Origin of the sequence: Sulfurospirillum sp., from assembly GCF_036802865.1 — a bacterium.
Classification (GTDB): Bacteria; Campylobacterota; Campylobacteria; order Campylobacterales; family Sulfurospirillaceae; genus Sulfurospirillum.
The window spans coordinates 531392-545470 of the sequence record NZ_DAIRVK010000002.1 but is presented as its reverse complement, the minus strand read 5'-3'; the positions used below and the strand labels follow the sequence as shown (position 1 = coordinate 545470).

The following is a 14079-nucleotide window of genomic DNA, read 5'->3' as shown; positions in this document are numbered from 1 at the left end:
GTCCCTACATGCGTTTTAGAACGCGTATTTGAGATTAAGTCCTAAAGTTTTATAGTCATAATCTGGGATATTACTTGCATTCATGTTATAGTTTTTATATTCAACCGCAGCAGAAATAGTTCTAGTAATAGGATAATCAACCCCTAAACCATAACCAAGTCCATAGCCTGCATTTCCATCAACAGATTGAAGTTTTGCCCCAACGATGCCATAGGCATTCAACTTTTCCCATACATTGTAACCTAGTTTAAAATCAGTTCCAGCACCCCAAAGTGAGCCGTCTGATAAATTTGAGTATTCACCATTAAAAGCAACTCCAAAGAGCACTTTGTTATCTAATGTTTTTGTTATGCCATAGCCAGCGTTAAAAGCAGCCTTATGTTCACCATCAACAGTTGAACGTGTGATGCCACCATGTACATCTTCAACATAGTCTTTTGCATAAGCATTCATTCCTAGCACTGCTGCTACTGAAACGAGACATACGATTTTTTTCATTACTTGTCCTTAAAGCATTTACATATCCGCAACAACGGAATTTTGCGTGAAATCATTTCAAATGACTTTCACATTTTCAAAGAGCATCGCTCTTTCCTAAACTCACAGAAGAGAACCTTTCACCTACCATAGAAATCCAGCATCAATTGGGATCTGGAAATCAAGATATAGTACAAGCAAAAAATGTACCTAAATGTTGGAGTATAGACTTAAAAGAAGGATTTTGGAGTGATGGAGCGAAGGATTTGTAAAGGATATTTCAAAAAATACCCTTTACATGTAAAGCTTACTTAACAGTTCCTTTTTCGTACCATTTACGTAGCCAGCTGTCCATCGGATACATAAACTTATAAATAGCAGGAACAACGAGCAACGTTAGAACAGTCGAGCTTAAAAGTCCGCCGATGATGGCAAGTGCCATAGGAGCGTTGGCTTCGTGCCCTGCTCCACTACCAAAGGCTAGAGGCATCATGGCACCTATCATCGCAAAGGTCGTCATTAAAATCGGTCGTAGACGTTTTTCTCCCGCTTCAAGAAGTGCATTGTCGATGCTTTTCCCCTCTTTAATTGCACGGTTCGCAAAGTCAACAACCAAGATGGCGTTTTTACCAACCATTCCCAGAAGCAGAATAATACCGATCATAACAAACAAACTAAACGTATTGTTCGTCAGATACAACGCTACCATAATACCTGTTAACGAAAGAGGCATAGAAATCATGATGATGAACGGTTGAATGAGTGACTCATACAGTGCTGCAAGAATCAAGTAGATTAAGATAACAGCAAGAAGAACCGCTGCACCAAAGGCTTTTCCTGTATCGCTCATATTTTCAACATCGCCTGTAAAACGGTAGTGGTATCCTTCAGGAAGGATCTCTTTCATCTTATCTTCAACAAGAACAACAACTTTATCCAAGGATATACCAGAAGTACCCGCCGTTACTAAGATTTTACGTTCACGATCGAAACGGTTAATAGAGGCAGTTCCTAGTGTTTCTTCAAATGCAATTAAGCCTTCAAGTGCCACAAATTCACCATTAGAGTTCTTAACTTGTAGTTTTTTTAGATCTTCCAATGACATTCTAAAGTCATCTCTAAAGCGAATGGTGATGTCAAATTGCTTACCATTGTCTTCATAGTATGAAATAGCGCTATCGCTTGAGTAAGCAGAGCCCAGAACTGCGGCAATCTCTTTAACACTTACCCCTACTCGTTGGGCATTTTCACGAAGAATGCTGATGCGCATCTCTGGTTTACCACTTTCGTAGTCTCTATCGATATCAACGATGCCTTTGTTAGATTTCAAAAACTCCATGAGTTTAGTCGAAGTATCATCTAAGACGTCAAATTTATCGCCGGTAATAACGACTTGAAGCGCTGCTGTTGTATCTCCCGTATCAAAATCATCGACTTTTTCAACAGAGATAGTAAGACCTTCAAGATTTTTCATCTTTTCGCGGTAGTTTTCGATGATTTTAAGCTGTGAAATAGTGCGCTCTTTAAGAGATTTTAGCTTAACGTAAATACGTGCTTTGTGAAGGCTTTGTGCTGAGTCATACCCAATAGAGATAATAGAATACGAAATCGATGGATCACCCTTGAGCATTTCATCAACAGGAATGACCTTTTGTTTCATAGTTTCTAAATTGATCCCAACAGGGCCTTTAATGGTCACTTGAAATTCACTATTGTCTTGCATCGGTAGAAAGTCCATACCCACTTTAAGTGTCATAGATACAAATAAAAGTCCAAATGTTACTAAAACAGTAATCGTTTTAAAACGGATAAGTGGTTTTAAAATTGAAACATAGGCTTTATCAACCGCTTTTAAAATAGGCTCTGTTGCATAATAAAAATTACTCTCTTTTGCACTCAAAAGACGTGCGCCAATGGAAGGTACAAACATAACCGCTACAAGATAAGAGATAACAATACCCGAAGCTACGGTCATCGCAAAGGAGTTAAAGAACATACCAACGATGCCATCCATAAACGCAACTGGGATAAATACGGCTAAAAGCACTGATGAAATGGCAAGAATAGAGAATGCAACCTCTTTGATACCTTCAAAGGAGGCTTGAAAAGGCTTTTGCCCCTCTTCCATCTTTTTCATAATATTTTCAATAACAACAATCGCATCATCGATAAAAATACCAATGGCGAGCGTTAGACCAATGAGCGTTAGACGGTTAAGGTCGTATCCAAGGGCATTCATAATGGCAAAGGTTCCAATAACAGACGTTGGGATAGCAAGGGCTGAAACGATGGTTGCAGTTGCATTACGTAAAAAAGCAAAAACGATAATAATCGACAAAAATGCACCAAAGATAAGGTCAAAGCGAACATTATCGATGTTGACCATAATCTTTTCAGACTGATCTTGCAAGATTTTGATCTCGTTATTTTTGCCTGCAAGGAGTTGCATGTCTGGCATAATTTTTTTAACACCTTTGATGATGTTAAGAACATTCTCACCGGCTATTTTTTTAACTTCGAGCGTTACACCTCTTTGACCGTTGTAGGAAGAGAAACTTTTAGGATCACTCAGACCATCAACAACGGTTGCAACATCTTTAAGGCGCACACCTGGCTTGACAAGAAGATCTTCAATCTCTTGAATGTTCGCTGCATCGCCTTCTGCTTTGATGATGATCTCTTGGTTTTGATTGACCATCTTACCAGCACCCTGTTTGATGTTCTGCTTAGAGATGATACCACTAAGATCAGATGCACTTAGGTTGTACTTGTTAAGCAAAAAAGGGTCAATAAAGATGCGAATCTCACGGTCTTGATAACCGATGATATTGACTTCGCCAACACCTTTTACCCTCTGAAGTTTTGGTTTGAGCTTTTCATCGGCAAGGCGCATAAGAGCGATGTCATTTTTACCATCACTTGCTACGAAAAGCTTGATAACGCCACCCGTTGCACCCAGTTTTTTAACGACTGGTTTATCGACTTCGGTTGGAAGATTGAGCGCACCGATTTTATCGCGCACGTCATTGGTTGCGATATCAATATTTTTAGTCAGTTTAAACTGAATGGTAACAACACTAAAGCCTTCGTAACTGGTTGACATAAGCTTATCAATGCCATCAACGCCCGAAACGGCCTCTTCGATTTTATCGGTTACTTTTGTCTCAACCGTTGCAGGATCTGCACCATTGTATGTTGTTTGAACCGTAACGATAGGAAAATCCACGTTAGGATAGAGATTGATCGGCATGGTATTATAGGACATCAAACCAAAAACAATAAAGGTTAAAACACCCATCAGTGTCGTGATGGGACGGTTGATCGCTAATTTATACATTGGTTATTCCGCAGCGATTGTGCCGTTGCCAAAAAGCCCTGGCATAAGATCGACGGCTTTGACTTCTGCTTGCATTTCGCGGGTGCTTGCTAAAATGGTTGGATAGATTTTGCTAATCACACCTTCATATTTTTTATCGCTACCATCTACTTTATAGGTGAATTTTTGCCCTACTTTGACCTTAGTCCAGTATTTTTCATCGAATTTCAGCACGAGTTTGACATCACGGGTACTTTCAACGGTTAAGAGTTTGGTTTGCGAACCTAGAACGATGTTTCCAAGTTCAGTACTTTTTTTAGTGACTACCAAATCATAAGGTGCACGAAGTTCTGTTTTTTTGAAGATAATCTCTTTATTTTGTGCATTTAAGAGTTGAATATCTTTGTCATAAAGGTAGTTTTCCATTTTTTCTTTGTCGATGACATCTGAGATTTTGGCGTATCTATCATAGGTTTTGAGCGAATGCTCAGCATTTTTACGAGCACTTTCATACTCATTTTTTTCTTGTGCGTTTTGTAAAGCAAGGAGTAAATCACCTTTTTTAACACGATCACCCACATCAACTTGCAAGGTGCCAACAACACCAGAGATAGAAAGTCCTAATTCGGAGCTTTTTTCGCTTACAACATCAAATGTTGCGTAAACTTCCCCTGCAATAAGGGCTTGGAACATAAGTAGCGTGACTACAAAAACTTTTTTCATTGGATGGCTCCTTTTATTTCTTTACCCATTTCGTAGAGTAGAACGGCTTTTTGGTATTCAACTTCATTAAGTGCTGTTTGAAGTTGTGAGCGTGAATTAAATTTATCGCTCAACGCATCAAGATAACTGACGTTATTGACGATGCCTTGTTGAAATTTCTTTTTAACAAGCTCATACGTCATCTCTGAAGCAGAGAGCTTAGCTTTAGCAGCTTCGATTTTTGCCAGTGCTGTTGTGTAACTATTTTGAGCACTTTTATAACTTGCTTTTGCTTTTTGTTTTTCATACGCTAAATCACTGCTTTTAGAAAGGTAGTTTTTTTGAGCAGCTTGTACTGAGGCTGAAGTGGAACCAAAGTCAAAAATCTTCCATTGCATTGTGAGTTGAACGGTGTTTTGATGGTTATTATCTGATTCAAAAGCAGGATTGTTGTAATCGTATTTGAATCGTGAGTAACTGTCTTCTATTTTAATGATTGGTAAATAGGGAGCTTTTGCGGCTTCTGCCTCAGCACGTGAGCTTTGAACACTCTCTTCAAGTGCTAAGATGTCAAAACGCTTTGCATCCTCTATTTTGCTTTCTTGCAATACAACCAATGAGCCAGCTTCTACACTCACCTCTTTACCGGTAAGGTATTCTAAGGTATTGGAAATGTTATTTAGGGTGTTATCTAAGGTCAAAAGATCGACTTTGGTTTGTTCTATGGTTGAGATGATTTTTTGGAGTTCATCTGCCGTTGCACTACCTACTGAGAGGTATTTTTCAAGTCGGTAACGCTCAGCTTCAAGTTGTTCCATTTTTTGAACGGTTGACTCTTTACTGGCAAGGGTGCTGATGTAGTTGTAATAGTAATAAATCACATTGAGTGAAACGTTGTTTTGTACGGATCCAAGTGAGAATGTCGCAGCCTTTACAAGGGCTTTTTGTTGGTCAAAAAGGGCTTCTCTTTTTCCGCCATCATACAGTGTAAATGAAAGCGTAGCGGAGCCTGTTCGGCTTTTATCAGGGTTGAGCATTGTTTCTTGTTGGTTGAAGGTTTGATTTGCACCTAAACTGAGGCTTGGCATGTAACCACTTTTCGTAGCATACTCTTGCTCTTTTGCCGCCTCTAAACTGTAGCGTGACGCTTCCACTTGTTTGTTTTGTTCCGCAAGATTTAAAAGTTGTGGTAAGTTTCCTGCGAAGGCAAACAGTGGAAAGATACATAAAAGGCTTAATTTTTTCATGGTTCTTTCCTTGTACATTGATCGAGTAAATAAGTGATGTGCTTGATAAGTGTGGTTTGAGCTTCATGAAAGTCCATATTACTGGCTTTTGCTCGGACTAAAACGCCTTTTAAGAGCATAATGATGGTATTGGTTAGTAAATCAATGTTGTCAACATACAATTCACCTCGAGCTATTCCTTCATGTAAAGCGCTTGTGATAAAATCATAATCTTCTTGAAAAAAGCTTTCAAAATAAGTTGTATAAAGCCCTGTTTTGTCGATAAGCATGGAACTTACAAAGTGTTGATAGAGTTTAAGAACTTGCTCTTTATTCTGCTCTTCTTCACACTCACTAAAGTTGTAAAATTCTAAAATTTTATCTTTAGCCCTCATATTTGTTTTGACGCGTTTTTCGAATGCATTACGATGACGTCCTGCAATGATATCCCAAATTGCAAAGACAATCTCTTCTTTATTTTTAAAGTAAAGATAGATTGTACCTTTGGCTACCCCTGCACTTTTTGCAATTTCATCGATACTTGTTTGCTGTATGCCTTTTTCACAAAAAAGTTCAATTGCAGAAAGTGCGATGTCGCACCTCTTTTCTTCTTTATCAATTATTCGTGCCATGGTACTCCTTAAATGACTGACGGTCATTCATTTTTAAAATAGTACATTTTTTGGCTTGATTTGTCAATGGAGTTTCAAGCCATTGTTTAAAATGGCTTGATAATTGTAAGAAGAATAATAATGGATGTGGCTATTTCGGGGAACATTCTCAAAAGTTTGAAGAAACGTAGATTTGGCTCTTTGTCTTGTAGGCTAAGTTGCATTATCAATTTTTTACATGTAACGTGAAAAAGAACCAAACAACCAACCAAGGTGAGCTTTAGATGTAACCACCCTCCACTGTTCAATAGATGCGGATTAAGATAAAGCAATATAAGCCCAAATTTGATGGAAAAAATCATCGCAACTGTGCCTATTTTGAAAAGATTGGCTTCTTGTAAAGCGATTACCTCTTTTGCCGCTGTTGGCGCGTTAATATGATAAACAAAGAGTTTGGGTAGGTAGATAAGCATAAGCATCCATGTTGCAATAGAAATAACATGAAATGCGAGTACGATGCTGTAAGTGTTCATAGTGGCTTCCTCAATGTGTCTTAATAAACGCTAGTATATAATTCAAACACGATTATTTCATGACATTTTACGACTCAAGGTGTGACATTTTGCGACTGACTCATTCTAAAGAAGCTCCAGCAGAAGCATTTTTATTTATTCTTTTGTATTTACAAAAAAACTATCTGTTTGATGCCTCCTCTTTTATGGCTCAACGTGACATAACCATGGAAATGGTACAGCAAAAAGGCGTCAAAATTCCAGCGCATTATGTGAGTGAACTTATTGATGAAGCGATATCTATTTCGGGAGATGCTTCGCTTTTATTCAAATTCGCAGCATCCGTTACGCCAAACAACCTTGGTGTTTTAGGCTATTTGATGTTGCATTCAAGCAATGTTGAAGATGCCATCATTAAATTGTGTCGTTATTATCCTTTGGTTGGCAAAACGCTCAAGCCCATCTTTGAAGCAACAGAGTGTAAACTCACCATCATTATTCAAAAAGAAGATGAAGTCGCTCACCTTGAAAAGTACAGTGCTGAGATCCACCTAAGCGCACTGCTTAACCTTCTGAATAAAATCATTCCCCACCCCATCTTTCCAAAACGCACAACCTTTAGGCATTCAAAGCCGTTACATGTCAATGCCTACAAAGGAGTTTTTGGAGAGCATATCTACTTTGATGAGACTGAAAATGCCATCTTCTTCGACAAAGCGCAACTGGCAACAAAAACAAGTTATGAAAATCCTTATTTGCTCAGTGTGTTTGAAAAAGAGGCAGAACAGAGTTTGGGGCTTAGTGTGCATGGAAGTTTGAGTGAACACGTCAAAGGATGCATTCTTATAGGTACAGGTGAGCTTGATGTATCGCTGCAAAGCGTGGCACAAAAAGTGGGAATGCACCCACGTACACTTCAAAAAAAGCTCAAAGAAGAGAACAGTAGTTTTGTAGTGCTTTTAGGAGAAGTTCGCCAGAAACTAGCAACGCACTATCTGGAAAAAGGACTGAGTACACCCACCATCGCTTCTTACTTGGGGTATGCCGAACCAAGCCCTTATTTACGGGCTTTTAAGAAGTGGTATGGCATGAATCCTCAAGCGTGGATGGCGTTACATTTAAACGTTTAATATTGCTATTTTTATGCTATAAATAACAGATATGATTGTTTTACATATTTCAAAGGTTTTGAAAACATAACGAGAAAAGGTTAGTCATTATGCACTATCAACGTGAATTTATAGGTGAATTGTTGGGAACGTTTATTATGGTTTTGTTTGGATGTGGCTCTGTAGCCGTTTCTGTTTTGTTTAATGTTCATCAAGGGTTGTTTCAAATAGCCCTTATTTGGGGCATTGGTGTAAGTCTTTCCATATATGCCGCGAGACATCTATCGTGTGCACATCTCAATCCAGCCGTTACTTTGGCAATGGTCATCAGTCAAAGAATGACCATCAAAAAAATGCCTGTTTATCTCATAGGACAGTTCGCTGGAGCTTTTCTTGCAGGCATGATGGTCTATCTGTTATTTAATCCTTCCATCGTAGCGTTTGAAAATACAAACCACATCATCCGCGGTACGTCAGAATCCATGAATGTAGCGAAAATGTTTGGCGAATACTATCATCTGGCAAATGCTACGACGGTTGTGTCTTTGCCATTGGCGATGTTTGCGGAAGGTTTTGGCACATTTTTATTGGTACTCATTGTCTTTTTCTTAACAGAAAGTTGTAATTTAGGACGCCCTAATGACAACATAGCTCCCTTATTTATAGGATTAACTGTCACATCAATTATTTGTCTTATAGCGCCTTTGACACAAGCTGGACTGAACCCTGCAAGGGATTTTAGCCCTAGAATGGTAGCTTGGATGTTTGGATGGGATAATGCAGCCTTCCCCGATCAGTGTGGTGGTTTCTTCTTTGTATATATGTTTTCTCCCGTACTTGGCGGGATGATGGCAGGGGTTTTATTTACACATTTTATTGAACCCTTGATGAATCGTAAACATGAAAAATGTGATTGCAACTAAACAAAAGGAACATACATGAAAACGCGCATGATTTTAGTTGGCGGATTTCTTGGTGCTGGTAAAACGACCCTACTTTTAGAATCAGCACGAAAGCTGATTGAGCAAGGAAAACGGGTTGGGCTTATCACAAACGATCAAGCATCTTCGCTGGTAGATACCGCCTTTCTTCAACGCTCAGGTGGTAGCGTTGTTGAAGTGAGTGGAAGTTGCTTTTGCTGTAATTTCAATGGTTTTACCGATGCTATTACTTATTTACGAGTGCAAAACGATGTGGATATCATCATCGCAGAGCCTGTGGGAAGCTGTACGGATCTTTCTGCAACAATTATGCAACCTTTGAAACAAACGTTTAAGAATGAACTCATACTATCTCCGCTTACTGTGCTCGTTGACCCAGCAAGATTGCAGGATATTCTTGATGGAGGCACATCAGGGTTGCATCCAAGTGCTGCGTATATTGTGAAAAAACAGCTTGATGAAGCTGACATGATCGTCATCACTAAAACAGATGTGCTCTCATCAAATGCATTGGAAGTATTAAAGAAGAAAGTATCCGACACGTGGGCTTTTGCTAAAGTTTTTGCCTTAAGTGCTCAACGAGACGAAGGCTTGGACGTATGGCTTAATGAAGCAAAGAGTTGTCTTGATGTGGGAACGCATTTGACAGAAGTGGACTATGATATTTATGCACAAGGAGAGGCGGTGTTGGGGTGGCTTAATATGACCGTATCGCTCCAAGGTCACGCTATTGACTGGGACAGTTTTGCCCTGAAAGTCTTGGAAGCATTGGCTCAGCGTTTCGATGCTTCAACATTAGCAGTTGGACATGTCAAAGTGTTGATTGAAACAGAAGACCAGTATGTTATTGGTAATCTAACAGGGAAAAAAGAATCTTTGAGCATACGAGGCAGTGCAGGTATAGGAAATCAGGCAAAAATGATTTTGAATGCGCGTGTTGAAATGTCGCCAGAGGAATTAGAGCGTACCGTAAAAGAAGTCGTTTCTACACTCTGTAGCAATAATGTTATCATGCAAACACCAGAATCAATCCAATGCTTAAGTCCAGGACGACCAAACCCAACGTACCGATACGATTATGTCGTTCAGTAACCCATATTACACGAACAGTTTACAAAAGATGCCAAAGAATGGACTTCAAAGTTTTAGCTCTATATCTTTCATGTATAATAAGCATCATGTAAAATGAAAAGGATAGGCGTTGGAGTACTATAAGTGGGTGTTAGCATTTCATATTGTGGCGTTGATGTCGTGGATGGCGATGTTATTTTACCTTCCAAGGCTTTTCGTGTACCATGTTGAGTACGCGCAAAAAAAAGAGTTTGTTGAAGTAGCAAAAATTCAAGAATATAAACTTTACAAATACATTGGACTTCCAGCATTTTGGGCGACATTGGTGAGTGGTTTAACGATGATTCACCTTGATAATCAACTCCTCTCAAGTGGTGGATGGATTTATGCTAAATTTACCGTGCTTATCATACTTACACTCTACTCATTTTCGCTTGAAAAGTACCGTTTAGCGTTGGCAGAAGGCACGTGTACCAAAGATGGAAAATTCTTTCGTGCCTACAATGAAGTTCCTACCGCACTTGCCATTCTGATCGTAGGGTATGTTCTTACGAAAAGTTTTTCATGGGCATTTACACTTATTGTGATTGGTGTTTTCGCGATGGTGATCGATGTTATTTTAGATGGGAAAAAGCAACAATAGCTTTTACTCTACCCTTTGCGTGCGTTGCATAAGAATTTTAATGTACAACAACACTGAAAGCAAGAGAAAATACCCTACTACCGTATAACCGATGTGTGTTTGTTTGCTTTCTTCTTTGGCTTGAAGCACTTTTGCTTCCCTGTTTTCAGGACTTTCAAGAGCCGTTTTATCTTCTATCGTTTGTGTTGTAGCTACAACAGATGTGGGTTGGGCGTAAAACTTTGGTAAGTATTCAAGTCCCATAACAAGAACTGTAACCATAAAAACTACCGTGGCAAAAATTTTAAGATTTGGCATGGGATTCCTTTTGAGATAAGAAAGGCAATACAAAAAATAGCCCTAACAACACAGAAGAAAAGAACAGCCCCATCCACAATGTCAGTGAAGTGCTTGGTAGTTTTCCTAAAATGCTTAATGCCACCAAACACACTACCAATGCCCAAAACCACCCGAAAAAGTAAGGACGCTGATGTGCGGGAATACGACGTGGATTTTTATCAAGCAGAGGCATTAAGAGTAACCCTCCATTGACGACTACAAGCGAAGCCATCCCGATATACGAGCCTTTTATCATGCCAATATCAAAGAAAAAACTTTTAAGCAATTGAAGCATCCACAAAAAATACCACTCAGGATAGATATGAGCAGGCGTGTCACTAGGATTGGCAGGGGTCGCGTTAAGTGCATCTAGTGCGAGATAGTCGTGAAAAAAGACACAGTAAAAAAAGAGTGCTAAAAACAAAGAACACGCTAAAAGAGGCTTTAAAACAGCGTTGGAGAAAAATGGTTTGGGTGCTTTAGCGTCCGCATGAAGGGTTTTACTAAAACGATCCTCTTTACTGATGTGCAACCCTTTACGTGTTAGGGAGAGTTTATGCGTAGCGTGCCATTTGAAAAAATCTGCATGAAAAAGGACGATAGAAACAATACACAAAGGCATGACCACGATGTGTAAAGCATAAAAGCGAAGTAACGTTATCTCACTGACACTAAAATCACCTCTAACCCATAGCATGATGTCTTCACCTGCCCCTGGGATATACGCAAGTAAACTGGTGATGACTTGCACTGCCCAATAGCTCATCTGCCCCATAGGCAGTACATAGCCCGTAAATCCGATGACCATAAAGCAAAAATAAAGCGCCATACCATTGAACCAATACTTTGTTTTGCCATGTTTGTAAAAGCCAAAATAGAGCATGCCCAACATATGGATATAAAGCAACAAAAACAAAAAAGTCGAACCCATGGCATGAATTTTACGCCACAGCCAGCCGTAGGCAACTTCATTCATGATGGTATTGCTGACACTGCCAAAGGCAAGCTCAAAATCGGGCTTGTAATGCATCGCTAGAAAAACGCCTGATACAAGCATTAAAATACACAGCACCAGCATAATCGTCCCGGTGTAAAGCAAAAGATTAAAGTTGTTTATTTTGAGATTCATGCTTTGCTACTCTCCATAAGGTTTAAATACGCTTCACCCACTTCACCCACAATGATAGTTTGATTTTGTATTTTAAAAGGGGGAATCAAGAGTGCTTTAGTAACAGGGCCTTTGATGGGATTGCCATTGTAGTCAAAGTGTCCGCTATGACATGGACAGACAAACATTTTAGAGGGTGTTTCATACTTAGGAATACATCCTAAATGGGTACATATCCCCACCATAATAGTGTAATAATACTCCCCAATCAACACATCGCGTTTGGCATCATGTATAAGAGAGGCGTCTTTTTTAAGCACAAAAAGCGGTTTTTTTTGCCATGTAAAAAAAGAAACTTCATTGAGAGGAAGAGACTCTGCATCGATAAAAGTTGCTGCATCAAGCCTTGCCTTTTTCGGCGGTTCTAGGGATTTGAACATGGTGTCAATACTAAAATACGCACCCGTACCAACCAGTGCTATAAGCGAATAATTGACAAGTCTTCGATTTCTATCCATTCACGTTTCCCTTTGATCCATGCTTCATCATCGGGCATTCTATCAAAAGTAATATCGAAGTTCTCTAAAACAAAAAATATTTACGCAAGGAAAGATGGGCAAGTGCAAAAAGTTTTAATCAAGGATCCGCTAAAATTCTGACCTGTAAAAGCGATAGAAATTGTTTGAGATGCCATGGGAGCGTGTATGAATAAGATAAAAATAGTCGATAACCTAGACTGCTTCGCCGAGCGATTTGAAGGTGTTGATCTGCACGGTACACGTTTAAATAAAGCGGAATTTGAAGAGTGCACGTTTGTATCGTGTGATTTTAGCGAGACCTTCTTTTATGCGTGTCGGTTCATAGACTGTCACTTTGAAAATTGCAATCTGAGCGTCATGAAACTCACCGATAGCAGATTTAGCCATACGGATTTTACCTCGTGCAAGATGAACGGCATAGACTGGTGTATGTGTAACTGGAAAAGCCTGCTAAACCCTTTACCGCTCAGCTTTAAAGAGTGTATTTTAGATGACAGTAATTTTTTTGGACTTCTAATGGAAAGCGTAGTGATGCGCGAGTGCCGTGCCAAAGAGGTTGACTTTCGCTCTTCCCTGCTCCACAATGCCAACTTCACCGCCACCGACTTCAAAGGTGCCCTCTTTAGCGACACACATCTGGAAAACGCCAACTTCACCAACGCTTCCAACACCCACATAGACCTACGCACCAATCATCTAAAAGGCGCCATTTTTAGTCGATTTGAAGCACTGGCTTTGTTGGAGGGTGTAGGAATTGTTTTGGTGGATTGATAATATGAAAGAAATAGACTTAAAAGTTTAGTTCCTACTCCTAGTATCTTCAAAACAAGAGAGTTTTACAAAATATCACATACTATCTCACGCCACAATACTAAAATTTAATTTGTAATAAAAAAATATTATATTTTATTAAGGAGTTGTGATGAAAAAGCTTTACTTTTTCGCGGCGGCAGTATCTTTGTTCTTAGGTCTTAGTTTAAATGCTTCTGATATAACATCAAAAGACATTAAAGCTCCAACACTCGAAGAGGTTTTTAGTATTGATATCCAAGTTGATAAACCTTTAGTGGTAGGTCAGGATGCTGAGCATGGCAGAAGACAGATGATTTTAATTACAAGTGGCAAAGTAACGGGTAAGATTACGGGTGAAGTACTTCCTTTTGGTGTGGACAGTCAGGTAATACGACCAGATGGTTTTACGGAACTTGTCGCACGATATGCTATTAAATTAGATGATGGCAATACAATTTATATAAACAATGCAGGCATGAGAAGAATCAGTGACCCCGAAGCTGCAAAACAAGCTTCTCAAGGTAAAATTGTCGATCCAAAATTTGTTTATTTCGCTACTATTCCGACATTTGAAACATATAATGAAAAATATAAATGGATGGAAAAATCAATCTTTATTTGTTACGCAACAAGATTACCCGATAAAGTTCTTCTCAAGTTTTACGAAGTTAAATAATTCTCATCCCTCTAGCCTCACTCATTCTCAGGTGAGGC

15 protein-coding genes are annotated in these 14079 nt (G+C 39.2%); 6 read left to right on the top strand and 9 right to left on the bottom strand.

Annotation, left to right across the window (positions count from 1 at the left end):
• Window positions 1-15: 15 nt before the first annotated feature.
• The 6 genes from V7Q04_RS07115 to V7Q04_RS07090 form a co-directional block, all read right to left on the bottom strand.
• Window positions 16-498, bottom strand: a complete 483-nt coding sequence (locus V7Q04_RS07115; protein WP_333804278.1) for a hypothetical protein — start codon at window positions 496-498, stop codon at window positions 16-18.
• Window positions 499-784: 286 nt separating this feature from the next.
• Window positions 785-3814 (bottom strand): efflux RND transporter permease subunit, encoded by a 3030-nt coding sequence (locus tag V7Q04_RS07110; RefSeq protein ID WP_333804277.1) that lies wholly within the window; start codon window positions 3812-3814, stop codon window positions 785-787.
• Between the two features lie 3 nt (window positions 3815-3817).
• Window positions 3818-4516 (bottom strand): efflux RND transporter periplasmic adaptor subunit, encoded by a 699-nt coding sequence (locus V7Q04_RS07105; RefSeq protein WP_333804275.1) that lies wholly within the window; start codon window positions 4514-4516, stop codon window positions 3818-3820.
• The gene (locus V7Q04_RS07100) at window positions 4513-5742 is read right to left on the bottom strand and encodes a TolC family protein (RefSeq protein ID WP_333804274.1); all 1230 of its coding nucleotides are present in this window, start codon (window positions 5740-5742) and stop codon (window positions 4513-4515) included. Before V7Q04_RS07100 ends, V7Q04_RS07105 begins: the two co-directional genes overlap by 4 nt.
• The gene (locus V7Q04_RS07095) at window positions 5739-6353 is read right to left on the bottom strand and encodes a TetR/AcrR family transcriptional regulator (protein ID WP_333804272.1); all 615 of its coding nucleotides are present in this window, start codon (window positions 6351-6353) and stop codon (window positions 5739-5741) included. Before V7Q04_RS07095 ends, V7Q04_RS07100 begins: the two co-directional genes overlap by 4 nt.
• An 86-nt stretch (window positions 6354-6439) precedes the next feature.
• Complete coding sequence (locus V7Q04_RS07090) at window positions 6440-6865, bottom strand: CopD family protein (protein ID WP_333804271.1); 426 nt, start codon at window positions 6863-6865, stop codon at window positions 6440-6442.
• Window positions 6866-6954: 89 nt separating this feature from the next.
• Between V7Q04_RS07090 and V7Q04_RS07085 the strand changes: the two genes are divergently transcribed.
• From V7Q04_RS07085 to hemJ, 4 genes are all read left to right on the top strand, one after another.
• Window positions 6955-7974, top strand: a complete 1020-nt coding sequence (locus V7Q04_RS07085) for an AraC family transcriptional regulator (RefSeq protein WP_333804270.1) — start codon at window positions 6955-6957, stop codon at window positions 7972-7974.
• Between the two features lie 89 nt (window positions 7975-8063).
• Window positions 8064-8876, top strand: coding sequence for an MIP/aquaporin family protein (locus V7Q04_RS07080; RefSeq protein WP_333804269.1), 813 nt, complete (start codon window positions 8064-8066; stop codon window positions 8874-8876).
• A 15-nt stretch (window positions 8877-8891) separates the two neighbouring features.
• A complete protein-coding gene (locus tag V7Q04_RS07075) occupies window positions 8892-9986 on the top strand; it encodes a GTP-binding protein (protein ID WP_333804268.1) in 1095 nt (364 codons plus the stop codon).
• Window positions 9987-10095: 109 nt separating this feature from the next.
• Complete coding sequence (gene hemJ, locus V7Q04_RS07070; protein ID WP_333804267.1) at window positions 10096-10608, top strand: protoporphyrinogen oxidase HemJ; 513 nt, start codon at window positions 10096-10098, stop codon at window positions 10606-10608.
• A 3-nt stretch (window positions 10609-10611) separates the two neighbouring features.
• Here the strand turns inward: hemJ and V7Q04_RS07065 are convergent, their stop codons facing one another.
• Genes V7Q04_RS07065 through V7Q04_RS07055 form a run of 3 tightly spaced genes read right to left on the bottom strand, consistent with a single transcriptional unit; the run spans window position 10612 to window position 12552 of the window.
• Window positions 10612-10905 carry a hypothetical protein gene (locus V7Q04_RS07065; RefSeq protein WP_333804266.1) on the bottom strand — a complete coding sequence of 98 codons (294 nt, stop codon included), beginning with the start codon at window positions 10903-10905 and terminating at the stop codon, window positions 10612-10614.
• Entirely contained in the window at window positions 10892-12055 is a 1164-nt protein-coding gene (locus V7Q04_RS07060; RefSeq protein WP_333804265.1) for a cytochrome b, read from the bottom strand. Before V7Q04_RS07060 ends, V7Q04_RS07065 begins: the two co-directional genes overlap by 14 nt.
• The gene (locus V7Q04_RS07055; RefSeq protein WP_333804264.1) at window positions 12052-12552 is read right to left on the bottom strand and encodes a Rieske 2Fe-2S domain-containing protein; all 501 of its coding nucleotides are present in this window, start codon (window positions 12550-12552) and stop codon (window positions 12052-12054) included. The genes V7Q04_RS07060 and V7Q04_RS07055 overlap by 4 nt, the downstream gene beginning before the upstream one ends.
• A 174-nt stretch (window positions 12553-12726) precedes the next feature.
• Here V7Q04_RS07055 and V7Q04_RS07050 point away from each other — a divergent pair, with 174 nt between their 5' ends.
• Both V7Q04_RS07050 and V7Q04_RS07045 read left to right on the top strand, forming a co-directional pair.
• Complete coding sequence (locus tag V7Q04_RS07050; RefSeq protein WP_333804263.1) at window positions 12727-13344, top strand: pentapeptide repeat-containing protein; 618 nt, start codon at window positions 12727-12729, stop codon at window positions 13342-13344.
• Window positions 13345-13495: 151 nt separating this feature from the next.
• Window positions 13496-14041: a DUF3237 domain-containing protein gene (locus tag V7Q04_RS07045; protein ID WP_333804262.1), complete on the top strand. Its 546-nt coding sequence runs from the start codon at window positions 13496-13498 to the stop codon at window positions 14039-14041.
• Window positions 14042-14079: the final 38 nt, after the last annotated feature.